19 protein-coding genes and 1 tRNA gene are annotated in these 24,421 nt (G+C 61.8%); 10 read left to right on the plus strand and 10 right to left on the minus strand.

The window, feature by feature from the left end; genetic code table 11:
• Window positions 1–16: 16 nt before the first annotated feature.
• Entirely contained in the window at window positions 17–1,474 is a 1,458-nt protein-coding gene (locus PYH37_RS26845; RefSeq protein ID WP_280734502.1) for a glutamate synthase subunit beta, read from the minus strand.
• Between the two features lie 100 nt (window positions 1,475–1,574).
• Entirely contained in the window at window positions 1,575–6,299 is a 4,725-nt protein-coding gene (gltB, locus tag PYH37_RS26850) for a glutamate synthase large subunit (RefSeq protein ID WP_280734504.1), read from the minus strand.
• A gap of 590 nt (window positions 6,300–6,889) precedes the next feature.
• Between gltB and PYH37_RS26855 the strand changes: the two genes are divergently transcribed.
• Entirely contained in the window at window positions 6,890–7,936 is a 1,047-nt protein-coding gene (locus PYH37_RS26855) for a threonine aldolase family protein (protein ID WP_280734505.1), read from the plus strand.
• A 165-nt stretch (window positions 7,937–8,101) separates the two neighbouring features.
• Here PYH37_RS26855 and PYH37_RS26860 read toward each other — a convergent pair whose 3' ends face one another.
• A complete protein-coding gene (locus PYH37_RS26860; protein ID WP_280734506.1) occupies window positions 8,102–8,563 on the minus strand; it encodes an Hsp20 family protein in 462 nt (153 codons plus the stop codon).
• A gap of 452 nt (window positions 8,564–9,015) precedes the next feature.
• Between PYH37_RS26860 and PYH37_RS26865 the strand changes: the two genes are divergently transcribed.
• Window positions 9,016–9,999: an alpha/beta fold hydrolase gene (locus PYH37_RS26865; protein WP_280734507.1), complete on the plus strand. Its 984-nt coding sequence runs from the start codon at window positions 9,016–9,018 to the stop codon at window positions 9,997–9,999.
• A gap of 43 nt (window positions 10,000–10,042) precedes the next feature.
• Here PYH37_RS26865 and hisN read toward each other — a convergent pair whose 3' ends face one another.
• A complete protein-coding gene (gene hisN, locus PYH37_RS26870) occupies window positions 10,043–10,816 on the minus strand; it encodes a histidinol-phosphatase (RefSeq protein WP_280734508.1) in 774 nt (257 codons plus the stop codon).
• 412 nt (window positions 10,817–11,228) lie between these two features.
• Complete coding sequence (locus PYH37_RS26875; protein WP_280734509.1) at window positions 11,229–12,110, minus strand: N-formylglutamate amidohydrolase; 882 nt, start codon at window positions 12,108–12,110, stop codon at window positions 11,229–11,231.
• A 193-nt stretch (window positions 12,111–12,303) separates the two neighbouring features.
• On the opposite strand from PYH37_RS26875, the gene cpdR1 reads away from it, so the two are divergent.
• Window positions 12,304–12,666 carry a response regulator CpdR1 gene (gene cpdR1, locus PYH37_RS26880; RefSeq protein ID WP_037389271.1) on the plus strand — a complete coding sequence of 121 codons (363 nt, stop codon included), beginning with the start codon at window positions 12,304–12,306 and terminating at the stop codon, window positions 12,664–12,666.
• 286 nt (window positions 12,667–12,952) lie between these two features.
• Window positions 12,953–13,027 (plus strand) — tRNA-Val (locus PYH37_RS26885).
• A 65-nt stretch (window positions 13,028–13,092) separates the two neighbouring features.
• Here PYH37_RS26885 and PYH37_RS26890 read toward each other — a convergent pair.
• Together PYH37_RS26890 and PYH37_RS26895 are read right to left on the minus strand one after the other, a co-directional pair.
• On the minus strand, window positions 13,093–13,773 hold the full coding sequence (locus tag PYH37_RS26890; protein ID WP_280734510.1) for a peroxiredoxin-like family protein: 681 nt from the start codon (window positions 13,771–13,773) through the stop codon (window positions 13,093–13,095).
• A 115-nt stretch (window positions 13,774–13,888) separates the two neighbouring features.
• On the minus strand, window positions 13,889–17,173 hold the full coding sequence (locus PYH37_RS26895) for an adenylate/guanylate cyclase domain-containing protein (RefSeq protein ID WP_280734511.1): 3,285 nt from the start codon (window positions 17,171–17,173) through the stop codon (window positions 13,889–13,891).
• 133 nt (window positions 17,174–17,306) lie between these two features.
• Between PYH37_RS26895 and PYH37_RS26900 the strand changes: the two genes are divergently transcribed.
• The 3 genes from PYH37_RS26900 to PYH37_RS26910 all read left to right on the plus strand — a co-directional run bounded on the left by PYH37_RS26900 (window position 17,307) and on the right by PYH37_RS26910 (window position 20,094).
• Window positions 17,307–17,513, plus strand: coding sequence for a hypothetical protein (locus PYH37_RS26900; protein ID WP_280734512.1), 207 nt, complete (start codon window positions 17,307–17,309; stop codon window positions 17,511–17,513).
• 12 nt (window positions 17,514–17,525) lie between these two features.
• Window positions 17,526–19,364, plus strand: coding sequence for a dihydroxy-acid dehydratase (gene ilvD / locus PYH37_RS26905; protein WP_280734513.1), 1,839 nt, complete (start codon window positions 17,526–17,528; stop codon window positions 19,362–19,364).
• 154 nt (window positions 19,365–19,518) lie between these two features.
• Entirely contained in the window at window positions 19,519–20,094 is a 576-nt protein-coding gene (locus PYH37_RS26910; RefSeq protein WP_280734515.1) for a nucleoside 2-deoxyribosyltransferase, read from the plus strand.
• A 21-nt stretch (window positions 20,095–20,115) separates the two neighbouring features.
• Here the strand turns inward: PYH37_RS26910 and PYH37_RS26915 are convergent, their stop codons facing one another.
• Window positions 20,116–20,520, minus strand: coding sequence for a GFA family protein (locus PYH37_RS26915; protein WP_280735975.1), 405 nt, complete (start codon window positions 20,518–20,520; stop codon window positions 20,116–20,118).
• A 195-nt stretch (window positions 20,521–20,715) separates the two neighbouring features.
• Complete coding sequence (locus tag PYH37_RS26920) at window positions 20,716–21,162, minus strand: MarR family winged helix-turn-helix transcriptional regulator (RefSeq protein ID WP_280734516.1); 447 nt, start codon at window positions 21,160–21,162, stop codon at window positions 20,716–20,718.
• 62 nt (window positions 21,163–21,224) lie between these two features.
• Here PYH37_RS26920 and PYH37_RS26925 point away from each other — a divergent pair, with 62 nt between their 5' ends.
• The 3 genes from PYH37_RS26925 (at window position 21,225) to PYH37_RS26935 (ending at window position 23,367) form a co-directional block, all read left to right on the plus strand.
• Complete coding sequence (locus tag PYH37_RS26925; protein WP_280734518.1) at window positions 21,225–21,950, plus strand: DUF899 domain-containing protein; 726 nt, start codon at window positions 21,225–21,227, stop codon at window positions 21,948–21,950.
• Window positions 21,951–22,057: 107 nt separating this feature from the next.
• Window positions 22,058–22,531 carry a DUF1579 domain-containing protein gene (locus PYH37_RS26930; protein WP_280734520.1) on the plus strand — a complete coding sequence of 158 codons (474 nt, stop codon included), beginning with the start codon at window positions 22,058–22,060 and terminating at the stop codon, window positions 22,529–22,531.
• A 77-nt stretch (window positions 22,532–22,608) separates the two neighbouring features.
• Complete coding sequence (locus tag PYH37_RS26935; RefSeq protein WP_280734521.1) at window positions 22,609–23,367, plus strand: VOC family protein; 759 nt, start codon at window positions 22,609–22,611, stop codon at window positions 23,365–23,367.
• 89 nt (window positions 23,368–23,456) lie between these two features.
• Here the strand turns inward: PYH37_RS26935 and PYH37_RS26940 are convergent, their stop codons facing one another.
• On the minus strand, window positions 23,457–24,392 hold the full coding sequence (locus PYH37_RS26940; RefSeq protein ID WP_280734522.1) for a LysR family transcriptional regulator: 936 nt from the start codon (window positions 24,390–24,392) through the stop codon (window positions 23,457–23,459).
• Window positions 24,393–24,421: the final 29 nt, after the last annotated feature.

Genomic DNA, 24,421 nt, shown 5'->3' on the forward strand with positions numbered 1-24,421 from the left:
GAGGGGCAATCTACGATCAGCGCGGCAGGACGGTGGAGCCCATCAGCGCTTCGTCGATAGCGCGCGCTGCCTGACGGCCTTCGCGGATCGCCCAGACGACGAGCGATTGACCACGACGAACGTCGCCGGCCGTCCACAGCTTGTCGACCGAGGTCTTGTAATCCTGCTCGTTGGCAATGACGTTGGTGGAGCCGCGGCGGTCGATATTGAGGGCCAGCTTGTCGCCGAGGTCCTTGAGCACGCTGTCGGCGAAGGGACCGCGGAAACCGATGGCGATGAAGGCAAGGTCGGCCTTGATGATGAACTCGCTGCCGGCGATCGGCTTGCGACGCTCATCCACCTGACAGCACTTGACGCCGGTCAGGACACCGTCCTCATCACCGACAAATTCCAGTGTGGCGACCTGGAACTCGCGGATCGCGCCCTCGGCCTGGCTGGAGGAGGTCCGCATCTTCGTCGCCCAGAACGGCCAGACCGAAAGCTTGTCCTCCTTCTCCGGTGGCTGCGGGCGAATGTCGAGCTGGGTCACCTTGACGGCGCCCTGGCGGAAAGCGGTGCCGACGCAGTCGGACGCCGTGTCGCCGCCGCCGACGACCACGACATGCTTGCCGCCAGCGAGGATCGGATCGGACGGCCAGCCGACGCTGTCGACATTCTCGCGGCCGATGCGACGGTTTTGCTGTACGAGATAGGGCATGGCGTCGTGCACGCCGGTAAATTCCACGCCAGGAATGCCGGCGTCGCGCGGGGTTTCCGAGCCGCCGCAATAAAGCACCGCGTCATTGTCGTCGAGGAGCTTCCACATCGGCAGGTCGACACCGATATTGATGCCGCAATGGAAGGTGACACCCTCGCCCTGCATCTGCTCGACGCGACGGTCGATGAAGTTCTTCTCCATCTTGAAGTCCGGAATGCCGTAGCGCAGGAGCCCGCCGGGCTTCGATTCGCGCTCGTAGACATGAACCTCGTGGCCGGCGCGGGCGAGCTGCTGCGCGGCCGCCATGCCTGAAGGGCCGGAGCCGATGACGGCCACCTTCTTGCCGGTCTTGATCACCGCCGGCTGCGGTACGATGTAGCCCATCTCATAGGCCTTGTCGGCGATCGCCTGTTCGACCGTCTTGATCGAAACCGGCGCATCCTCAAGGTTCAACGTGCAGGCTTCCTCGCAGGGCGCCGGGCAGACGCGGCCGGTGAATTCCGGAAAATTGTTGGTCGAGTGCAGGTTACGGATCGCCTCGTCCCAGTTGCCGTTGTAAACGAGGTCGTTCCAGTCCGGTATCTGGTTGTGCACCGGGCACCCGGTCGGCCCATGGCAATAGGGAATGCCGCAGTCCATGCAGCGAGCGGCCTGCTTCTGCACTTCCTGGTCGGACATCGGAATGGTGAATTCACGGAAATGGCGGATGCGGTCGGAGGCCGGCTGGTACTTCGCCACCTGCCGGTCGATCTCCAAAAACCCAGTAACCTTGCCCATCTTACGATCCTGATATCTTCAATCTGAACAGGCGCCTTGAGGCGCGCATGAGGCCCCCGTAACCCGATCTCGGGCCGGGGGCAGTTGTCACAGGGGCCGGTTATTCGGCCGCTTCAGCCATTTTCATGCGCTCCATGTCTTCGAGCGCGCGGCGGTATTCGACCGGCATGACCTTGCGGAATTTCGGCCTGAACTCGGCCCAGCGATCGAGGATCTCCTTGGCGCGGGGCGAGCCCGTATAGTGCAGGTGGTTGGAGATGAGCTGGTAAAGCCGCTCCTCGTCGTGGCGCGTCATATCGCCCGAAACGTCCACCATGCCCTTGTGCATGAGATCGCCGCCGTGATGATGCAGCTTCTCCAGCATATCGTCCTCCTCCGGCACCGGCTGCAGCTCGACCATCGCCATGTTGCAGCGGCGGGCGAAATCGCCCTCCTCATCAAGCACATAAGCGACACCGCCGGACATGCCGGCCGCGAAGTTGCGGCCCGTTCCGCCGATCACGACGACCACTCCGCCGGTCATGTATTCGCAGCCGTGATCGCCGACACCTTCGACGACCGCGATCGCGCCGGAATTGCGCACGGCAAAGCGTTCGCCGGCGACGCCGTTGAAATAGCATTCGCCTGAGATCGCACCGTAGAGCACGGTGTTGCCGACGATGATCGACTGGTGCGGCACGATGCGGGCGTTTTCCGGCGGCCGGACGATGATGCGCCCGCCCGAAAGGCCTTTGCCGACGTAGTCGTTGCCGTCGCCCACGAGGTCGAAGGTGATGCCGCGGGCAAGGAACGCACCGAAGGACTGCCCGGCCGTGCCCTTGAGGGTCACGTGGATCGTATCATCCTTCAGTCCCTTATGGCCCCAGCGCTTGGCGAGCGCACCGGAAAGCATCGCGCCGGCCGAGCGGTCGACATTCTTGATCTCCGTTTTGAAGGCAACCGGCACTTTGGTTTCGAGCGCCGTCTTCGCCTTCTCGATCAGCTTGCGATCGAGAATATCGTCGATCGGATGGTTCTGGCGGGCCGTCCAATAGGTCGCTTCCTTCGGCGCCTCCACCTTGTGGAAAATCTTCGAGAAATCGAGACCACGGGCCTTCCAGTGTTCGATCATCCGATCACGCTCGAGCAACTCCGAAGCGCCGATGATCTCGTCGAGCTTGCTCACGCCGAGCGAGGCGAGGATCTCGCGCACTTCTTCCGCAACGAAGAAGAAGTAGTTGATGACATGCTCCGGCGTGCCCTTGAACCGCTTTCTCAGAACCGGGTCCTGCGTGGCGACGCCGACCGGACAGGTGTTCAGATGGCACTTGCGCATCATGATACAGCCGGCGGCGATCAGCGGCGCAGTCGCGAACCCGAATTCATCCGCGCCAAGCAGCGCGCCGATGATGACGTCGCGGCCGGTCTTGAGGCCACCATCGACCTGAAGGGCGACGCGCGAACGCAGCCCGTTCAAGACGAGCGTCTGCTGGGTTTCGGCAAGGCCGATTTCCCACGGGCTGCCCGCGTGTTTCAGCGAGGTCAGCGGCGAGGCGCCGGTGCCGCCGTCGAAGCCCGCAATGGTGATGTGATCGGCGCGCGCCTTGGCGACACCGGCCGCAACCGTGCCGACGCCCACTTCCGAAACGAGCTTGACCGAGACATCGGCCTCCGGATTGACGTTCTTCAGATCGTAGATCAGCTGCGCTAGATCCTCGATCGAATAGATGTCGTGATGCGGCGGCGGCGAGATGAGGCCGACGCCCGGCGTTGAGTGCCGGGTCTTGGCAACCGTCGCGTCCACTTTGTGGCCGGGAAGCTGACCGCCTTCGCCAGGCTTCGCACCCTGCGCCACCTTGATCTGCAGCATGTCGGCGTTGACCAGATATTCGGTCGTGACGCCGAAGCGGCCCGAGGCGATCTGCTTGATCGCCGAGCGCTCGGGGTTCATCGAGCCGTCCGGGCGCGGCAGATAGCGGTCGCTTTCCTCGCCGCCTTCGCCGGTGTTCGACTTGCCGCCGATCCGGTTCATCGCGATCGCCAGCGTCGTATGCGCCTCGCGGCTGATCGAGCCGAAGGACATCGCCCCGGTCGAGAACCGTTTGACGATCTCGGACGCCGGCTCGACCTCGTCGATCGAAATCGGCTTGCGGCCGACGGCCTCCGCGCTCTTGACCGTAAAGAGGCCGCGGATCGTGTTCATGCGCAGCGACGACGCATTCACCATTTCGGAGAATTCGCGGTAGCGGTCCTTGGCGTTGCCGCGCACCGCGTGCTGCAACGAGGCGATCGCGTCCGGAGTCCAGGCATGGCTTTCGCCACGCATGCGGAAGGCATATTCGCCGCCGATATCAAGCGTATTGGCAAGGACCGGATCGGCACCGAAGGCAGCTTTGTGGCGGTCGACCGTTTCAGCCGCGATCTCCTCGAGAGCAATGCCTTCGATCGTCGTCGCCGTGCCGAAGAAATACTGGTCCACCAGCTTCGACGAAAGGCCGACCGCGTCGAAGATCTGCGCGCCGCAATAGGATTGATAGGTCGAGATGCCCATCTTCGACATGACCTTGAGGATGCCTTTGCCGACCGCCTTGATATAGCGATAGACGATCTCGCTGGCGTCGACCTCCTTCGGGAAGTCACCGCGCTTGTGCATGTCGACGAGGGTGTCGAAGGCGAGATAGGGGTTGATCGCTTCCGCGCCATAACCGGCGAGCAGGCAGAAATGGTGCACCTCGCGCGGTTCGCCCGATTCCAGCACGATGCCGACCGACGTGCGCAGCCCCTTGCGGATCAGGTGATGGTGGACGGCCGCAGTCGCGAGCAGCGCCGGGATCGCGACGCGATCGGGCCCCACCTGGCGGTCCGAAAGCACGATGATGTTGTAGCCACCCCTGACCGCAGCTTCGGCCCGCTCGCAGAGGCGATCGAGCATTTCCGGCATGCCTTCGGCACCCCGCGAAATATCGTAGGTGAAGTCGAGCGTCTTGGTGTCGAAGCGGTCTTCCGTATGACCGATCGAGCGGATCTTTTCGAGATCGCCGTTGGTCAGGATCGGCTGGCGGACTTCAAGCCGCTTGGCGTGGGCCATGCCCTCGTGATCAAGAATGTTCGGGCGCGGACCGATGAACGAGACGAGGCTCATCACCAGTTCCTCGCGGATCGGGTCAATCGGCGGGTTGGTGACCTGGGCGAAGTTCTGCTTGAAATAGGTGTAAAGCAGCTTCGGCTTGTCCGACATCGCCGAGATCGGCGTGTCGGTTCCCATCGATCCGATCGCCTCCTGGCCCGTCGTCGCCATCGGCGACATCAGGAGCTTTGTATCCTCCTGCGTGTAGCCGAAGGCCTGCTGGCGATCGATCAGCGACACATCGCGGCGAAGCGCCCGCGGCTCGACCGGCTTCAGGTCTTCCAGGATGAGCTGGGTGTCGTCCAGCCACTTGCGGTAGGGATGCTTGCTGGCAAGCGACGACTTCACCTCCTCGTCGGAGATGATGCGGCCCTCTTCCATGTCGATCAGCAGCATCTTGCCTGGCTGCAGCCGCCACTTCTTGATGATCTTCTCCTCGGGAACCGGGAGCACGCCGGCCTCCGACGCCATGATGACGCGGTCGTCGCTGGTGACGATGTAACGCGCTGGACGAAGACCGTTTCGGTCAAGCGTCGCGCCGATCTGCCGGCCATCGGTGAAGGCAACCGCCGCCGGCCCGTCCCACGGCTCCATCAATGCCGCATGATATTCGTAGAACGCTTTGCGTTCCGGCGACATGAGCTGGTTGCCGGCCCAGGCTTCCGGGATCAGCATCATCACCGCGTGGGCAAGCGAATAGCCGCCCTGAACGAGGAATTCGAGCGCATTGTCGAAGCAGGCCGTATCCGACTGGCCTTCGTAGGAAATTGGCCAGAGCTTGGAGATGTCGTCGCCAAAGAGCGGCGAGGAGACCGAGGCTTGCCGCGCCGCCATCCAGTTGACGTTGCCGCGCAGGGTGTTGATTTCACCGTTGTGGGCAACCATGCGGTAAGGATGCGCCAGCTTCCAGGACGGGAAGGTGTTGGTCGAAAAGCGCTGATGCACCAGCGCCACCGCCGACTGGAAGCGCTCGTCCGCAAGATCCTTGTAATAGGCGCCGACCTGGTAGGCGAGGAACATGCCCTTGTAGACGATGGTCTGGGTCGACAGCGAAACGACATAGAAGCCGAGGTCGCCGCCGTCCGCTTCCGCATAGATGCGGTTCGAGATCACCTTGCGCAGCGTGAACAGGCGACGCTCGAATTCGGCATTGGTCGCGGCATCCCGGCCGGCGCCAATGAAGACCTGCACGTGGTGCGGTTCGGTGGCCGCGATATCCGGCGCTTTCGAGAGCGACGAGTTGTCGACCGGCACGTCACGGAAGCCGAGCAGGTGCTGGCCCTCCTCGGCAACAACCTCGCTGATCACCTCCTTGAAATGGCCGATCAGCTTTTCGTCGCGCGGCATGAAAAAATAGCCAACGGCGTACTCGCCGGCCTTGGGCAGGGTGACGCCCTGGTCCGCCATCTCCTCACGGAAGAATTGGTCGGGGATCTGTACGAGAATGCCTGCGCCGTCGCCCATCAGCGGATCGGCACCGACGGCGCCGCGATGCGTCAGGTTTTCAAGCATGAAGAGACCGTCGCGAACGATCTGATGCGACTTCTCGCCCTTCATATGGGCGACAAAGCCGACACCGCAGGCGTCGTGTTCGTTTCGCGGATCGTAGAGGCCTTGTTTTCGCGGCAGTCCGGAGGGGAATGCGGGCGTTTTCACAGCCGTCGCAGCATTTTGTGCGAGGTTGAGCCCAATCTGATATGATGGCGAATGATCCGTCATCGTCTTCCCTCCTGTTGAACCCGGAATTCCGGGCATACGCGGCCCGCGCGTCGACTGCCGCGTCGCGTCTTTTTCGACCTGCGGCAAGCCGGGCACTATCGTCGCATGATCCTGATCAGGTCGCAAATGAAGCGCGGCTGCACCAGGCACGAATGTCCGCGACCATCCTGATGGCAAGCGTTATCAACCGAATGAAATCCGGTGAAAGCCCTTGCGCTGCAACGCCGGATGCCGCTTTTTCCAAAGCTTCCGGCGATTGTTCCGGTCCCTAGACCGAAATAGGACAGCAAACCTGTCCTATTTCATGCGCTCTATGCCAGAAAGCGCCCCCCTCCGCAAGGGGCACATCAGCAAATATCGGAAGAGATTTTGACGAACATTGCCAAAAATTTCACACTTTTGAAATTTAATTACAATCCTCCGGCACTTTCTTCCCTTTGGTTTCAAACTGGTCTCCGGTTGGCACTACATCAGGTGGAACACGTTGCGTGGTGGCTGAACTCGGTTATGGTCTCGCCGTGCGGCTGGTGGTGGTCACCTTTGCGCGTCTGATCAGACGCGCGGCGCTGTAGAGCCAGGGTAATTCTGCGATGATCTTTTCGTCCGACAACTGGGCCGGTGCCCATCCCGCGATTGCCGAAAACCTGATGGCGCATGCGGGCGGCTATGCTCCCGCATATGGCATGAGCGAACTCGACCAGAAGGTGCAGAGGCGGCTTTCGGAGATTTTCGAGAAGGAAGTGGCCGTGTTTTTCGTCGGCACCGGAACGGCCGCGAATTCACTGGCGCTTTCGAGCGCCAATCGAGCGGGCGGCATCGCTTTCTGCCATCGCGAAGCGCATGTGAACGTCGACGAATGCGGCGCGCCGGAGTTCTTTTCGCACGGCGCGCGGCTAAGGCCGGTCGATGGCGCGCGCGGAAAGATGGCACCTGCAACGCTCGAAGCCGAGATCCGCCGTTTTCCGCCTGAAGACGTACATGGAGGCCAGCCGATGGCGGTGACGCTGACGCAGGCGACGGAAAGCGGCACCGTCTACGCGCTCGAAGAGATCGACGCCATCGCCTCCATCGCCAAATCGCACAAGCTGCCGCTGCACATGGACGGCGCGCGTTTTGCCAACGCCCTCGTCCATCTCGACGCGACGCCGGCCGAAATGACCTGGAAACGCGGCGTCGAGCTGCTCTCCTTCGGCGGAACCAAGAACGGCTGCTGGTGCGCCGAAGCGCTGATCCTTTTCGATCTCTCCAAGGCGCAGGAGATGCATTTTCTGCGCAAGCGTGCGGCTCAGCTCTTTTCCAAATCGCGCTTCGTCGCCGCTCAGTTCGACGCCTATCTTGCGGGCGATCTTTGGCTCAATCTCGCTCGTCATGCCAACGCCATGGCGCAACGCCTCGCCGACGGCATTTCTGCCTCAGCCAGTAGCCGGCTTGCCTGGGCGCCGGATGCCAACGAGGTCTTCGTGGTGCTGAAACATGATGTGGCCGCCCGATTGCGGCAGCATGGTGCGGTTTTCTATGATTGGCACGTGCCGCATGATCTGGCAGGCAGCCTCGCCGAGGACGAAGGCCTCTACCGGCTCGTCACCAGCTTTGCCACTCTCGCGGACGGCGTCGACCGGTTCATCGACGCCTGTTAGGGCGGAACGAAAAAGGCGGCGCCTGTCGGGACGCCGCCTTTTATTTCCGATCTCTACTGCATGTCCTTAGATTCGGAGCCGATCTAAGGACAAAAACATGCAGCAGTTCATAGTGCTACAGCGATCTTTGGGCGCCTGAAAAGACGCACGGGCGCTGTAACCGGCTTAAGCGCTCTGCGTCTCGATCTGCTTGGCCTGCGAAGCAACCGAGCTGATCTCAATTCGACGCGGCTTTGCTGCTTCCGGAATCTCGCGCACGAGATCGATGTGAAGCAGGCCGTTCTTCAGCGAGGCGGATTTGATCTCCACATGATCGGCAAGCTGGAAGCGGCGCTCAAATGCGCGCTTGGCGATGCCGCGGTGCAGGAACTGGCTCTCTGCATCCTTTTCTTCGCTCTTTTCGCCTTTGATCGTCAGCGTATGTTCGCGCGCTTCGATCGAAAGCTCGCTCTCGTCAAAGCCGGCAACGGCCATGGTGATGCGATAGGCGTTTTCGCCGGTGCGCTCGATATTGTAGGGCGGATAGGTCTGCGACTGATCGGGCTGGCCAAGGCTGTCGAGCATGGTGAACAGGCGATCGAAGCCGACGGTGGAGCGGTAGAGGGGAGAAAAATCAAAATGACGCATAGTGTCCTCCTTAAGAGCAACTGTTTGCGATGTCTGGCGTGCCACCCCGTCAGGCAGTGACGCGACCGGTGAACGGACCCGTCATCGGCGTCCGTGTCCAAGACATGGGAACGCGTCCGCGCGAGTTCAAGGGAATTCATGCGGCGTTTTCGGCAACGAAATTCGTGAACGGCACATGAATGGAGGGTTCGGCCGCCGTTCAGCCGCAGGGGCTTATAGAAAAGATACTGGGAGGAAACTCCCAGGGCTGAAGTGACACGTCCCTTCCCCTTCAGCGGCCGGAAACGGTGATCGCCCGGATTTCATCCACCGTTTCCGGCTTTTTTCTTTGACGGGCGACGGGCCACCGCCTATCCCTGAAGCGATATGGGAAGAGTGTGAGCGATTTTCCGTCCATGTTCAGCCCTGACTTGATTCGACCAACGCGATTTGCACTCTGGCCTTCGCCCTTGATGACGACAATCCTTCATTCGACGCCGGACAATCCGATCCCGGGCAATCCCGTGGCAGGTTTTTTCGACGGAGTGGGCAACCGCAAGATCCGCTACGCGGTCTTCAAGACGAAGGCGCCGTTCGCGCGCGGCACGATCGTGCTGCTGCAGGGCCGCAACGAGTCGATCGAGAAATATTTCGAAACGATCGACGAACTGACGACGGCCGGTTTCTGGGTTGCCACTTTCGACTGGCGCGGCCAGGCCGGCTCCGAACGGCTGTTGCGGCAGCCGGGTCGCGGTCATGTGGACCACTTTTCCGACTACGAGCGCGACCTGGCTAGATTTCTCGAACAGATCGTCCTGCCGGACACTCGCCTGCCCTTCTCGATCGTCGCCCATTCCATGGGCGCTCTGGTCGTCCTGTCATCGGCGCCGATGCTTGCGAGCCGCATCGATCGCATGGTTCTGCTTGCGCCCTTCGTCGGACTTAGCGGCCAGGCCATCGGCGCGCGCGGCATTGCCGTCATGGCTGCGATCATGAACCGGATTGGTCTCGGGAGATTGCCGATCCACGCCGACAAGGCCAGTCGCATTCCGTTTGAGAACAATGTGCTGACCGCCGATTTCCCTCGCTACGCCCGCAACCTGGCGCTGACCGGCAGCTTTCCGCACTTTCGGCTGGGGCCGCCGACGGCTCGCTGGCTGAATGAGGCCTTCAGGACCATGCGGCGCGTCATGCGTCGCGAACACCTGACGAAGATCACCGTGCCGACGATAATCCTGGCGCCGATGGCCGACGGCCTTATACCGCATCTCGCCATCGAATTCCTGGCGAGCAACTTCCGTGCCGGCCATTTGATCCCGATCGACGGGGCGCGCCACGAACTCCTCCATGAAGCCGACCGCTATCGCGCCCAGGCGATGGCTGCAATTTTCGCATTTCTGCCCGGGGCCGACGGTGACGATGCCGAAACTTCGCCGCACAAACTGAAAGACGTCTAGATCACGATGGTTTGGGTCGAATCGACCATTTTCTTATTCCGCTCTAGATCCTCAGCATCTCCAGCGCCCGCTCATGGAGCTCGGGGCTGCCGGCAGCGATGATTTCGCCGCCCATTTCCGCAGGCCCGCCCTGCCAAGTGGTGATCACGCCCCCTGCCTGCTCGATCAACGGAATAAGACCGCCGACGTCGTAGGGCTTCAGACCGCATTCGATAACGAGATCGACGTGGCCGGACGCAAGGAGCGCAAAGGCATAGCAGTCGCAGCCATAACGAAAGAGGCGCACCCGTGCCTGCAGCGCCTCGAAGCGCTCCCTGAGTTCGCCCGCATAGAGATGCGGCGACGTCGTGAACAGGACGGCATCCGAAAGCGTCTCGCACGAGCGCGTGGAAAGCACCTTCTCGCCGCCAGGACCGCGATAGACCGACTTCTCGCCGTCGGCGAAATAGCGTTCGCCGGTAAAGGGCTGGTCCATCAGTCCCATCACGGCGTTGCCGTTGCGGTAGAGGCCGATCAGCGTGCCCCATACCGGTAAGCCTGAAATGAAGGCACGCGTCCCGTCGATGGGGTCGATGACCCAGACATGTTCGCGGTCGACACCGACGTTTCCGTATTCTTCGCCCAGGATGCCGTGGCCCGGAAACGTGTTTTCGATCAGCGTCCGGATCGCCGCCTCGGCTGATCTGTCTGCTTCGGTGACAGGATCGAAGCCGCCTTCGAGCTTGTTGATAACGCTCCCTCCCATCCGGAACCGCGGCATGGTTTCCGCCTTGGCGGCGTCGGCGAGACGGTCGAAGAAGGAACGGTCGGGCAACATTTCAAACTCTCAGGGGAAACAAGGTCGAGTGCATCGTGCATAGAGGAAATTTGCCGAAAGGCAACAAGCCCGCGCACCAGCAGCGCCGTGCATTTTTTCAGAAGCATGGCCTTAAAATCGGTTCCGATTTAGGAAACCATGCAGCGGGCTCGTCGCTGGCTTTTTGGATCCCTCAGAACGACATCTGAAATTTTTCTGCTGCGATGCAAAAGTTTTCACTCGAATCTTGACATTTGTGCAGCGCAATATTAAGCTTTCTTTGCAGTCACTCGTGGCTGCAAATACCCTCCTTGGGTGTTTCCTCCCTAGACTTGACCGCGCCGCTGGCGCGGTTCTTTTTGAGCGCAATTCAAAGTTTCACAGCTATCCTCGTCAGTCTGAAAAGACGACCGGTGCTGTCGGCGCTCGGCCTCTACTCCGCCGCCAAGGGGAGATAGGCGCCATAATCCTCGACATGCCGTGCAAGTGCCGCGATGAACGTCGCAAGATCCGCCTCCAATGCGGCAAATCCCGGCTTTTTCACGAGCGTCGCCTCGTCGACATAGAGGCTGCGGTTGATTTCGATTTGAAGCGCATGCAGTCCGCGCGTCGGCCGGCCATAGTGCTCGGTAATGAAGCCGCCGGCATAGGGCTTGTTGCGGGCGACCACGTAGCCGAGCTGTTCCAGGAGATCGACAGCAGTCCGGGACATTTCTCCCGCCGCGCTCGTTCCGTAACGATCGCCGATGATGAAATCCGGGCGCTGCCCGCTGCCCGGAAGATGAACGTTGCCGGGCATTGAATGGCAATCGATAAGGACGGACATCCCGAACTGGACATGAGTGCGGGCGATCAACTTCCTGAGCGTCGCATGGTACGGTTTGTAGATCGCCTCGATCCGCGCCAGCGCCTCCTCCACCGGAAAGCGGCTGCGATAGATTTCCATGTTCTCGGCAACGAGGCGCGGTACGGTGCCGAGGCCGCCGGCGACGCGCATGGAGCTTATGTTGGCATGCGCCGGCAGCGCACCTTCGAACATGCGCGGGTCGAGCTCGTAAGGTTCACGGTTGACGTCGAGAAAGGCGCGCGGGAAATGCGCACACAGCAGCGGCGCACCCAAGAAAGTGGCGCTGCGGAACAACTCGTCTACGAAGTGATCTTCGGAACGGCGGATCGCATGCGGGTCGAGCCGCGACTGGTCGAGAAAGGATTGCGGATAGTACCGGCCGCTATGCGGGGAATTGAACACAAAGGGAATCCGCTGGCTTGCGGGCTCCAGAACCTCGAAAAATTCCCAGTCCGTCGCTTCCCCCATCGGAACCCTTTTTTACCATGCCCGGATCTTGTTGTTCGGATCATGTTGCCAGTTGGCCGCCTCTGTGTCCATAGTGGCCCCCCCGCCGGTTTCGGGGGATTGACGCACTCTGTTCACCGGATATTTACCCTGTTGCGGTTTGATAAGCTGCCGCATCCCACAAGCATTCAAAAGAAGTAGCACGGCCGAATTCATGACTGCGAAAATCCTCCTTGCCGAAGACGATAACGATATGCGCCGCTTCCTCGTAAAGGCGCTGGAGAAGGCTGGTTACAAGGTCTTGTCCTATGACAACGGCGCCAGCGCCTATGACCGGCTTCGCGAAGAACCCTTTTCGCTGCTGCTGACCGACATCGTCATGCCTGAGATGGACGGCATCGAGCTTGCCCGCCGAGCGACCGAGCTCGACCCGGATCTCAAGGTGATGTTCATCACAGGCTTTGCCGCCGTGGCGCTGAACCCCGACTCGAAGGCGCCGAAGGATGCCAAGGTCCTCTCCAAGCCCTTCCACCTGCGCGACCTCGTCGACGAGGTCAACAAGATGCTCGCGGCCTAAACCGGACGCGCAAAGCACGCCCGCGGCTTTCCGCGCGCGCCGCGTTCCGACCGAAAAGACCCGCTCTCGCGGACAGCGCTTCAAGGCCGCTGCAGACCAACAGGATCGGCAGCGGCTCTTGCCGTTTCAAGCGCTTAGCGCATTCGCCATGGACGCAAACCGGCGGAGGGCGAAGGCGAGGCGCCGGAAATTCGACTGTGAAACGGGTTCGAAATTTCTGTCAAAAAACCTTCGAAAAAGCTATTGACGGCAACGCGGGTTTTGTGGTCTATGCGCCGCATCGGATGGGCGTGTAGCTCAGCGGGAGAGCACTACGTTGACATCGTAGGGGTCACAAGTTCGATCCTTGTCACGCCCACCATTCCGATCCCCATAGATACAGCGAGAGACGCGCCGCGGCCAACGAATGGCTGTGGGCGGCCGCGCTCAATGCGCCACCTGCGATGCCGCCGACATCACCTCCTCCGGCGCCGGGCTGCGGAACATATTGCCGCCATCCGGTGTCGCTTCGGTGAAGCACCAGCGTACGACGCCGTCGCGGTCGAGCAGGAACTCACCGACAAGTTGCCCCATCGCGGTGGCCTCCATCCGCTTGTCCTCCTCCGTCATCTGGTAGCCGTCCGCTTGCTGGAGATATTGGGAGCCCGCGATTGGATTCATCGGCTCCGGCAGTTCGCCAGGCATCTCGACACGCATGGACATCACCGTCTGCATGCTGATCTTGCGGGGCCAATCGTCCTCATCTTCCGTGAATTCCGGGTTGGGCAGACCGAAGGCCTGATGCGAAATCCGTTCCGGATCAGCGGCCGCAAGCAGGTTCGGCAGGGGATGGTAGCGGAAATAGAGACGCGCCCGCTCTACCGGCGTGTTCACGACCGTCAAGGTCTCTATGCCCTTTTCATTCAGCGCAGCCTTGAGCTGCGAGATCGCGGCGATCTGCCGGCGGCAGAATGGGCATTGCAGGCCTCTGAACAGGCCCACCAGGACCGGCTTGTGCCCCCGAAAATCATCGATGGCGATCTTGCCTTCCTTGGTGATCGCGTCGAGCACCACATTCGGCGCCCGGTCGCCCGGCCTCAGTGGCCCGCGGTTGTGCTGATCGGCCATGGCTATTCTCCTCCCATTGTACCCCACAGCGCTTGTCGAAGATCTTTGCCCAGGATGAAACCTTGATTCCACGCAGCTCTTAAGCATTCAGAGGCTCACTTGGACCGGGAGTGCCCTAGTCGAGAAACGGCAATATCACCAAAGCTTCGGGATCAAGATCATGACGCGCGCAGACATCTCGAGCCAAACCAAAATATCGCTCGGCCTCGGCAAGATTGCCTTCATCGAGGCAGAGTGTCGCCAAGCCATCATAGCACGGAAACAGCACCTGCGCCTCGCCCGTCTCGCCGGCGAGTTCAAGCGCCTCGCCGTAGAGCTCTCGGGCATCGCGCGGCCGCTCATGGCATTGGTATATCTGTCCGAGGACCAGAAGGGACACCGGTAGGTGATCGCGCTGGTCCAGCGCGCGGTCGATTTCGATCGCCCTCTCGGCAGCCGGCACACCTTCGATCCCACAGCGGTCGGTAAAGGTGCAATGGGCAACCGCTAGATTGGCGAGCAGCCGCGCTTGAAAGCTGAGATCGCCGATACGGCGAGCCATGTCCAAACCGCGTCGGCAGACGTCGATCGCCAGCTTCGGGTCGACAATCGTGTATAGCACGCCGAGATTGGTATATCCGCGGCAGGCCGCATGCATCAGTGTGGCGGCCTCGGCGACCGCCACGCTCTCCTCCACCGCACTGATCGCCTCGCGCGTCCTACCGCGCCGCGCCAGGGCCACGCCCTTGGTATTCAGCGCTTCGGCGGTAACCAGCGCAGCCTCGCGCCGCGTCTCGTCGCCGGCGGCGGGCGTGAGAGCCTTGACTCGCATCAATGCCTCGTCGGCCCATGCGGAAGCAGCCAGATAGTCGCCCATGCGGAATGCGAGATGCCCGCGCTCCTGAAGAAGAGAGGCGTTCTCGACAGGAGCATCAGCATTTTTGAGCAGGGTGGCGGCCTCGGCGAAGTTTACCTGCGCCTGATCGCGATTGCCGGCTTCCCAAAGGAGATGGCCGAGCTTGCGAAGGATCCGAGCGGAGGCCACGGGGTCTGCTGCAACGCGGCCGCAACCGAGCAGTGCGCGATAGTGCTCCTCCGCAGCGGCACGCTGACCGGATGGCCCGAGGAGATCGGCGATCCGCTCGCGGGCAACGAACCATTCCGGTCTTTCTTCACCGAGCGCTGCAAGCGCACCCATGGCTTGCCGATAGAAGCGGATGGCGTCCTCGTTGGCGCAGAGCTGGCGCGCACGGTCGCCGGCCGCCATCAGATAACGTGCGCCCTTGGCCCGGTCCGCCGACTGGCTGAAATGATGGGCGAGGAACGCCAATTCTTCGAACCGCTGCGGGTCCTCGCCGTAGCGACGCTCCAGCGCGTCGGCGATGGCCGCGTGGATCTGCATGCGGCGCTTCACGAGGAGATTGTTGTAGACCACTTCGTGAAGCAGCGATTGCACGAAGCGATAGGCTTGCGAGGCTTGTGGTCCTCCGGCGGTCTCTTCGATGATTTCTGCATCACAAAGCAGTTCCAGGCCCGCATCCACTTCGGCCGGGTCGGCGGAGATGGCTGCCAGCAGATCGGCATCGAAGCTCGGCCCGATCACAGCGGCGCAATGGACCATACGCCGCACTTCCTGCGGCAGCCGATCGATGCGCGCGAGCAGCATCGCTTCTATGCCGACAGGGATGTCGACGCCGGTTTCGCCGTCAGCGACGTACCAGCGGGAACCGTCGCGCCGGAGCGTTTCAAGCTCGATCAGCCCGCGGACGATTTCCTCTATGAAAAGCGGGTTGCCACCGGCACGCGTGAGAATGCGCTCACATAGATATCCTGGGAGACAGTCCTCCCCGAAAAAGGCCGACAGGAGGCGCTGGCCATTCGCGGGAGAGAGCGGGCTGAGCCGCAAGGCGGTGACGCTGGCGCGGCCGGGCACCAGCCGCTCCGGACCGGAGTAAGGCCGCTGCGTGGTGAGCAGCATCAACGGGCTGCGATCCAGCCGGTCGAGCACGAAGCGCAGCGCCTCCAGCGAGGCCGAGTCCGCCCAATGCAGATCTTCGATGACGAGGAGAAGTGGCGCCCGTTCGAGGCGTCGCTCGAAGATCGTGCGAATGATGGAGAAAAGCTGGCGTCGAATCTGCTCCGGAGTGATGTGCTGCAGGACGCCCTCGCGATCGCCCATCCCGAGAATATGAAAGAAGAGCGGCATCAATTCATCGACTTCCGCGGCGGGAAAGCCGATTTCCGCGAGGCCCGACGCGAGCCGCTCCCCCGTCTTTTCCGCCGTGTCGCCGGGCGATATGCCGTAAGCGCTGCGTAGAACGGTTGCGAGCGTCCCATAGGAAGGTTCCCCTAGCGGAGAACACGCGGCCCGCCTCACGACGACATGCGCAAAACGCGCATCCTCGCCGACGCTGGCGAGAAATTCGCTGACAAGACGCGACTTGCCGATACCGGCTTCGCCCGTGAGTCGCACCAGTTGCGCTGTGCCCGCGCAGGCAAGTGCAAGGCAATCCCTCATCCGGCCGATTTCCGCGTCGCGTCCGATCAGCGGCGCATCGAGACCGAGCGCATCGAGCCCTCTCGCCGCGCGCGGGGTCTCGAGCGCTCCCGTGACGCGGTGGACCTGCAAGCTTCCAGTCTTGCCGCGCAAGGAGACGGCGCCGAGGGTTTCGTAGGCGAAAGCGTGCCGGGTCAGTTTATGCGTCACCGGCCCGACAAGTATTTCGTCCGGCCCGGCCATCGACTGCAGCCGTTGGGCGGTATTCACCGTATCGCCGGTGACCGAATAGGATTTCGTATCGCCGGCACCGAAGGCACCGGTGACGACCGTACCGGTATTGACGCCGACATGGAGGCTCAATGGCGAGCCGATCCGTTTGCGCCAGCGCTCGCCTACACGCCCCGCCCGGCTTACCATCTCCAGCGCGGCGAGAAGCGCCCGTTCCGGGTCGTCCTCATGCGCCAGCGGTGCGCCGAAAAGGGCAAGCAGGGCATCGCCGATGAACTTGTCGACGAAACCGCCATAGGCCTCGACGGCCTCCGTCAGTTCCTCGAAGAGCTCGTTCTGCAAGGCCTGCAGGATCTCCGGATCGATCTGCTCGCTGAGACTGGTGAAGCCGCATAAATCGGCAAAAACGACCGTGACCGTGCGCCGGTCGGCGCCGGCATCCGGATGTGTCGGCAGCGGCGAAGTGGCGCGGGCCACCGCGGCGGTCGGCGGCAGCGGAGGAGATGATTTTGGCGTCGGAACAGGCTTGGAAGCAGTGGAGGCACCGACTTGCCTGCCGCATTGAGGACAAAAGGCGAAATGCGGAGGACAGGGATAGCCGCAGTCCGGGCATGGCTGCGGCTGTTTCGCACCGCATTTCGGGCAAAACGCGAAGCCGCTTTCTATCTCACAACCGCATTCGTGACAGTTCATCCCAGACGAACCTCGAAGCGCGCCAAAGCACCGAAGTCCCGGCGCACGGGCGTGAATTTCGTTGAAAACAATGGACTTGTTGTACCTGGATGGCAAGCATTGCAGATGACGTCGAGCGCCGGGAAATCCGCTCATGCACATTGGTTTTGCCGCTGCGCCAAGCCTCATTATGGCAGAGTGGGTAAGAGTGGCCAAACTCCGCTGGAACAGGGAGAACGCGCATGGCCGCACCGGAAATAATCTGGCGCAGAAGATGACGCGCGCGCAATTTTGCGCTACTACCCCCCGTGCATTGGCGCTCCAGCGTCGCCATATTCCGCGTAATGACATTTGTCCGTGAAGGAACACGTTCATGCCTGCCTATCGCTCCCGCACCACCACCCACGGCCGCAACATGGCCGGCGCCCGCGGCCTCTGGCGCGCGACGGGCATGAAGGACAGCGACTTCGGCAAGCCGATTATTGCGGTGGTGAACTCGTTCACGCAGTTCGTGCCTGGCCACGTGCATCTCAAGGATCTGGGCCAGCTCGTTGCCCGCGAGATCGAGGCGGCCGGCGGCGTTGCCAAGGAATTCAACACGATCGCCGTCGACGACGGCATCGCCATGGGTCACGACGGCATGCTCTATTCGCTGCCGTCGCGCGAGATCATCGCCGATAGCGTCGAATACATGGTCAACGCCCATTGCGCCGACGCGATGGTCTGCATCTCCAACTGCGACAAGATCACGCCCGGCATGCTGATGGCCGCACTGCGCCTGAACATTCCGGCCGTCTTCGTCTCCGGCGGGCCGATGGAAGCGGGCAAGGTCGTTCTGCATGGCAAGAAGCACGCGCTCGATCTTGTAGACGCCATGGTCGCCGCCGCCGACGACAGTGTCTCCGACGAAGACGTCAAGATCATCGAGCGTTCCGCCTGCCCGACCTGCGGCTCCTGCTCGGGCATGTTCACCGCGAACTCGATGAACTGTCTGACCGAGGCGCTCGGCCTGTCGCTGCCCGGCAACGGTTCGACGCTTGCCACCCATGCCGACCGCAAGCGCCTTTTCGTCGAGGCGGGCCATCTCATCGTCGATCTGGCGCGCCGCTACTACGAGCAGGAGGACGAGCGGGTTCTGCCGCGCACGATCGCTTCCAAGCAGGCCTTCGAAAACGCCATGGCGCTCGATATCGCCATGGGCGGCTCAACCAATACGGTGCTGCACATCCTGGCCGCGGCCTATGAAGGCGAAGTCGACTTTACCCTGGACGACATCGACCGGCTGTCGCGCAAGGTTCCCTGCCTATCGAAGGTGGCGCCGGCCAAAAGCGATGTTCATATGGAAGACGTGCATCGCGCCGGCGGTATCATGTCGATCCTTGGCGAGCTCGACAAAGGCGGCCTCATCAACCGTGACTGCCCGACAGTGCACGCGGAGACGCTCGGCGACGCCATCGACCGGTGGGACATCACCCGCACCTCCAGCGAGACCGTCCGCAATTTCTTCCGCGCTGCCCCGGGCGGCATTCCGACCCAGGTCGCCTTCAGCCAGGAGGCGCGCTGGGAAGAACTTGACACCGACCGCGAAACCGGCGTCATCCGCTCCGTCGAACATCCCTTCTCGAAGGATGGCGGTCTGGCGGTGCTCAAGGGCAACATCGCGCGCGATGGCTGCATCGTGAAGACTGCGGGCGTGGATGAGAGCATTTTGAAGTTTTCGGGTCCGGCCCGGGTCTTCGAAAGCCAGGACGCGGCCGTGAAAGGCATTCTCGGCAACGAGGTCAAGGCGGGCGACGTCGTGGTCATCCGCTATGAGGGACCGAAGGGCGGCCCGGGCATGCAGGAAATGCTCTATCCGACGAGCTACCTGAAATCGAAGGGGCTCGGCAAGGCCTGCGCACTCATCACCGACGGACGCTTCTCCGGCGGCACATCCGGTCTATCCATCGGCCACGTCTCGCCCGAGGCGGCGAATGGCGGAATGATCGGGCTGGTGCGCGAAGGCGACATGATCGACATCGACATCCCGAACCGCACCATTGGCCTACGCGTCGACGAGGCCGAGCTCGCTGCCCGCCGCGCCGAACAGGACGTCAAGGGTTGGAGACCGGCCGAGCCGCGCAAGCGCAAGGTGACGACCGCACTCAAAGCCTATGCCGCCTTCGCGACCTCCGCGGACCGCGGCGCCGTGCGGGACCTCGGCGACCGCTGAGGCACCGCCGTCTGGCCAATCCTCCAAGGAAGGCCTTTGACGCGCAGAATGAGGCGGCCGTGACGTGACTGGCCGCCCATCCTGCAGACTTGGAATCGGTCACGACGACTCGTGGATCGATTCAGCCTAACCATCGTAATCGGGGCCGGAGTTCATGGCGAAAAAAGTCTATCTCGCGGGACCGGAAGTCTTCCTTCCCAACGCCCGTGAAATGCTCGACCGCAAAGCCGCCCTCGCTCGCGAGGCGGGGCTGATCCCGCTGTCGCCGGGGGATCTGGAAATTCCGCCAACGAATTCCAAACGCGAGCGCGCCGCAGCGATAAGCGCCGTCGACGAGAAGATGATGTTCGAAGCGGACGCGATCATCGCCAACCTGACGCCCTTTCGCGGCATCGCTGCCGATACCGGCACGAGTTTCGAGCTCGGATTCATGTGCGCGCTCGACAAGCCTGTATTCGCCTATACGAACGTCGCCCGCGATCATACGGCACGCATCATTGATCACTTCAACGGTGCCGTGACGCCCGATGCGGAGGGACACTTGCGTGACCCGGATGGACTGTCGATCGAGAATTTCGGACTGATCGACAATCTCATGCTTCATGCCGGAATAGAGCGGCGCGGGGGCAGCGTCGTCATCGGGAATGCCGCAGCGGACGCGCTCTACACAGATCTCACCGCCTTCAAGGAATGTCTGGCCATAGCGGCCGAGAGGCTGCGTGAAGGCTGATCGCTCCGACACGACATCTGTTTAAAGATGCCGCGTCTCGGCGGGTGCATTCCACCAGTTGTTGTGCAGCCCGTCCATGTACTGAATCGGCAAGGCCGCAAGCACGGCCGGATCGACATCGTCGAGGCATGCCACGTTGATGGAGACGAAGGCGCCACCGATCTCCTCGACATATCCATGGCCATAGGGCGTGACACCGCAAGTCGTACAGAACCGGTGATGGCCGCTCATCGTGCCGAACTGATAGTCGCCGATACCCGACTCATCGCACATCAGGCGGAAATCCTCCGGTCTCACGGTCGCGCCCCAGTAGCGCAGTTTCGAGCAGAATGAACAATTGCAACGACTAGTCCCAGCCTCAAGATCGACATCGACCTCGTAGCGGATCCGTCCGCAATGGCAGCTACCTTTGTAAGTCATCTTCATCATCGTTCCTCCCGACTGAAAAGCTCACCGTGGCAACAGGATCGCAATATCACGATACCGCGCCGGTCGCCGCGATCATCATGATCTTCAGCGGGATTCGATCCTGATTGTCCATGGCTACGCTGCAAAGTTTCGCCCGCTGCTGCGCGTGCGTAGCAGGATTGCGAAAAGTGCGCCGCGACCGCCGCATCCCACTCAAGCAAGCGAGAGGAGATCGGCGCGCAGGCGGGCTAAGCTGGTCTCGCCAAGAAGCGCGTCGACGCCTTCATGCGTCTGCTTCCAGATCGGTAGAGCCTCGGCCAGCAGCCGCTCACCATGGGGCGTGAGCCGCAAGCGACGCAGTCGCCTGTCATCCGCATCGACGAAGACCTCCACGAGACCGCGGCGCTCGAGCGGCTTCAGCGCCGCCGTCAGCGTCGTGCGGTCCATGGCGAGCAAGGATGCCACGGCGCTGATACTCGGGGGAACCGGCCGGTTCAGCGACATCATCAGCGAAAACTGCCCGTTCGTTATGTCGAGCGGTCTCAGCGCATCATCGAATTGACGCGCCAGCGCCCGGGCGGCGCGCTGTACATGAAGGCAAAGGCAGGTGTCCCTGACAAGGAGCGTGGTGGAGTAAGGTGTTAGCGGCGACTTTGACATGGTACAGTAATGTTGATATCAACATAATAGTCAAGCGCACATTCGTGGAGGAGGGAACGGATATGACGACGAACCACACCATCGTGTCGCCTGAAAAATGGCTGGAGGCGCGCAAGTCGCTTCTGGCGCTTGAGAAGGAGCACACGCGTCTTCGCGACAAGATCAATGCCCAGCGCCAGGCTTTGCCATGGGTGAGGATGGACAAGAACTATGTCTTCGAAACCGTCGACGGCCGCAAGACATTGTCGGAACTCTTCGATGGGCGCAGTCAGCTCGTCATCTATCACTTCATGCTTGGCGAGAACTGGGAAGCCGGTTGCCCGAGTTGCTCCTTCCTCGCCGACCACTTCGACGGCATGCTCCCCCATCTCAATCATCACGATGTGACCCTGATCGCCGCGTCCAATGCTCCGCTCGCAAAGATCGAGGCCTACCGCAGGCGCATGGGCTGGCATTTCCCCTGGGTCTCTGCCTGGGGCAGCGACTTCAACAGCGACTTCCACGTCTCGTTCACGCCAGCCGAGCTCGCCGGCGGCAAGGTCGTCTACAATTTCGCGGAAATCGACAGCGGCTCAGCCTATGAGGAACTTCCCGGCCTCAGCGCCTTCTACAAGGACGAGGACGGCACGGTCTATCACACCTATTCCACCTATGCCCGAGGGCTGGAGGAGCTTGTCGGCACCTTCATGCTGCTCGACCGGGCACCCAAAGGTCGGAACGAAGGCCAGGTCATGGATTTCGTCCGCAGGCACGACGAATACGAGGATGCGCAGCGGCAGCGGGCATGACGGCAAAGCGGGCGGCGACGCCGCGGAAGGAACCATTAGCGTTTCAGGGCGTTGTCGTCCCGCGCGCGGCGCGAGGGATCGCCGCGTCCTGCCATGGGAGGGAACAAGTGAAAGCGGAACCACAGGAAGAACATCGCTGGCTGGAACAACTGCTCGGCGAATGGACGGTCACATCCGAAGATCCCGCCGGCACCGAACAGTCGAATGCACCTTGGGTGGAAAATGTCCGCTCGATGCAGGGCCTCTGGGTTGTTTGCGAAGGGCAAGGCACCATGCCGGATGGAAAATTCGGCCAGACGCTGATGACGCTTGGTTTCAATCCGCTGAGGCAGCGCTATGTGGGCACTTGGGTCGGTTCCATGATGACGCATATGTGGGTCTATGACGGCGAACTGGAAGACGAAGGCAGGACGCTCGCCCTCAATTGCGAAGGTCCCGACTTCGAGGATCCCGGTAGATCCTGCAGGTATCAGGACAGGATAACGCTCATCGACGCGAACCACCGGACGCTAACGGCCCGCGTCGAAACCGAAGACGGAACTTGGAAAGACATCATGAAAGCGGACTATCGCCGCCGATAAGCTCGATGCAGCACCGCGGCGACCATTTCATTGCTACCAATGGCAGCATATCACACAGAATAATCGGAGGATCGACCATGCATGGGAACTTCGTCTGGTACGAACTGATGACGACGGACACGAAGGCAGCGGAAGCCTTCTACACGAACGTCGTTGGCTGGAGCGCCCGCGACGCGAGCATGCCAGGGATTGAATACACGCTGTTTTACGCCGGAGATCGGCAGGTGGCGGGCCTGATGACCATGCCGGACGGCGCGCTCGACATGAAGGTGCCGCCGGCTTGGCTCGGCTATGTTGCGGTCGACGACGTCGATGCCGCCGCTGCAAAGATTGCCGCCGAGGGCGGCAATGTTCATCGCGCACCGGATGACATACCGGGCGTCGGGCGCTTCGCCATCGTAACCGATCCTCATGGCGCTGCCTTCGCCCTTTTCAAGGGCACGGGCGAAGCGCCGCCTCTCGACCAGATGGCCCCCGGCAATACCGGCTGGCACGAACTGATGGCCGGCGACCTCGACACCGCCTTCGAGTTCTATTCGAAACTGTTCGGCTGGACCAAGGATCAGGCGATGGATATGGGGGAGATGGGCGTCTACCAGATCTTCGCTTCGGGCGGCAAGCAGATCGGCGGCATGATGACGAAGCCAAAGGATATTCCCGCCCCCTATTGGCTCTATTATTTCAACGTCGAGGCGCTTGATGCGGCGATCGAGCGGACGAAATCCGGCGGCGGGCAGATCGTCCTCGAGCCTATGGAGGTGCCCGGCGGAGCCTGGATCGTGCAGTGCACCGACCCTCAAGGGGCTCTTTTTGCCCTCGTCGCACCGAAACGCTAACACGCTCGCGACGAAATCAACTGAGAGCGGGAGGCTGATGCAAATCCGCTGAACGTCTCCCGCTCTTTATCGCCGCGCGTTGCATTTACTCAGGCCAGGCGCGCAACTGGACCCCTTTCCGCGGTAATGCGGGCATGCTTTGCAAGAAAATCGAGAACGGCACGCACGCGGGAGGGAAGCGCGCCGCCTTGGCCGAGAAAGACGGCGTGAATCTCCTCGATATCCCCCGGGTTCAGGTCCTCGAGCACGGGAAGAAGTCGGCCGGCTCGCAAATCTTCGCGCACCGTAAACTCCGCCAGTCGCGCCAATCCGGCGCCGGCCAGGGCCAGGTGGCGCAGTCCCTCGCCGTCGCTCGCCTGGACTGCTCCCGAGGCGGGCAGCACGATCGCTTCACCGTCGGTTCTTATCGGCCAGCCATCGACGGCGCGGCTATAGCAGAAGCCGAGTCGCTCATGTCCCCGGAGATCATCGAGGCTCGAGGGAATGCCGAACCGTTCGACATAGGACGGTGCGGCGACGATCATCATCCGCGTGGCACCGAGCTTACGTGCAATTAGCGTCGAACTTTTCATAGGTCCTGCCCGCACCGCCACATCGGCGCGCGCCTCCATCAGGTCGACCACCGCGTCGGTCTGGACGATGTCAAGGGTAACGGCCGGAAAGCGTGCCCGGAATTCCGGCACCAGCGGCATCAGGATATGGGTGCCGAAGGAAGCGCTGACATTCAGCCGCACCCTTCCCGCCGGGCTTTCGCCGGCCGAGGCACAGCGCTCGGCCTCCTCGATATCCGCGAGAATGCGTGTCGTCCGCTCGTAAAACGCATGCCCCTCCGGCGTCAGTTGCAGCCTCCGGGTCGATCGGTTCACGAGCCTGACGCCAAGCCGATCTTCCAGGCGGAGGACAAGCTTGCTCACCGCGGAAGGCGTCATGCGATAGTGGCGAGCCGCCGAAGAGAATCCGCCGAGCTCCACCGCTTTGGCAAAGATTTCCATTTCGCCTGAACGATTGACGGAAGGTCGAGACATATGAATTCAACTCACAAATAATATTCCGA

It is taken from the genome of Sinorhizobium numidicum (assembly GCF_029892045.1).
Classification (GTDB): domain Bacteria; phylum Pseudomonadota; class Alphaproteobacteria; order Rhizobiales; family Rhizobiaceae; genus Sinorhizobium; species Sinorhizobium numidicum.

Excerpts from the sequence above, each read along its gene's own strand:
- PYH37_RS26845 (WP_280734502.1), bottom strand. The coding sequence starts at position 1,474 with ATGGGCAAGGTTACTGGGTTTTTGGAGATCGACCGGCAGGTGGCGAAG.
- gltB (WP_280734504.1), bottom strand. The coding sequence starts at position 6,299 with ATGACGGATCATTCGCCATCATATCAGATTGGGCTCAACCTCGCACAA.
- PYH37_RS26855 (WP_280734505.1), top strand. The coding sequence starts at position 6,890 with ATGATCTTTTCGTCCGACAACTGGGCCGGTGCCCATCCCGCGATTGCC.
- PYH37_RS26860 (WP_280734506.1), bottom strand. The coding sequence starts at position 8,563 with ATGCGTCATTTTGATTTTTCTCCCCTCTACCGCTCCACCGTCGGCTTC.
- PYH37_RS26865 (WP_280734507.1), top strand. The coding sequence starts at position 9,016 with ATGACGACAATCCTTCATTCGACGCCGGACAATCCGATCCCGGGCAAT.
- hisN (WP_280734508.1), bottom strand. The coding sequence starts at position 10,816 with ATGTTGCCCGACCGTTCCTTCTTCGACCGTCTCGCCGACGCCGCCAAG.
- PYH37_RS26875 (WP_280734509.1), bottom strand. The coding sequence starts at position 12,110 with ATGGGGGAAGCGACGGACTGGGAATTTTTCGAGGTTCTGGAGCCCGCA.
- cpdR1 (WP_037389271.1), top strand. The coding sequence starts at position 12,304 with ATGACTGCGAAAATCCTCCTTGCCGAAGACGATAACGATATGCGCCGC.
- PYH37_RS26890 (WP_280734510.1), bottom strand. The coding sequence starts at position 13,773 with ATGGCCGATCAGCACAACCGCGGGCCACTGAGGCCGGGCGACCGGGCG.
- PYH37_RS26895 (WP_280734511.1), bottom strand. The coding sequence starts at position 17,173 with ATGAACTGTCACGAATGCGGTTGTGAGATAGAAAGCGGCTTCGCGTTT.
- PYH37_RS26900 (WP_280734512.1), top strand. The coding sequence starts at position 17,307 with ATGCACATTGGTTTTGCCGCTGCGCCAAGCCTCATTATGGCAGAGTGG.
- ilvD (WP_280734513.1), top strand. The coding sequence starts at position 17,526 with ATGCCTGCCTATCGCTCCCGCACCACCACCCACGGCCGCAACATGGCC.
- PYH37_RS26910 (WP_280734515.1), top strand. The coding sequence starts at position 19,519 with ATGGCGAAAAAAGTCTATCTCGCGGGACCGGAAGTCTTCCTTCCCAAC.
- PYH37_RS26915 (WP_280735975.1), bottom strand. The coding sequence starts at position 20,520 with ATGAAGATGACTTACAAAGGTAGCTGCCATTGCGGACGGATCCGCTAC.
- PYH37_RS26920 (WP_280734516.1), bottom strand. The coding sequence starts at position 21,162 with ATGTCAAAGTCGCCGCTAACACCTTACTCCACCACGCTCCTTGTCAGG.
- PYH37_RS26925 (WP_280734518.1), top strand. The coding sequence starts at position 21,225 with ATGACGACGAACCACACCATCGTGTCGCCTGAAAAATGGCTGGAGGCG.
- PYH37_RS26935 (WP_280734521.1), top strand. The coding sequence starts at position 22,609 with ATGCATGGGAACTTCGTCTGGTACGAACTGATGACGACGGACACGAAG.
- PYH37_RS26940 (WP_280734522.1), bottom strand. The coding sequence starts at position 24,392 with ATGTCTCGACCTTCCGTCAATCGTTCAGGCGAAATGGAAATCTTTGCC.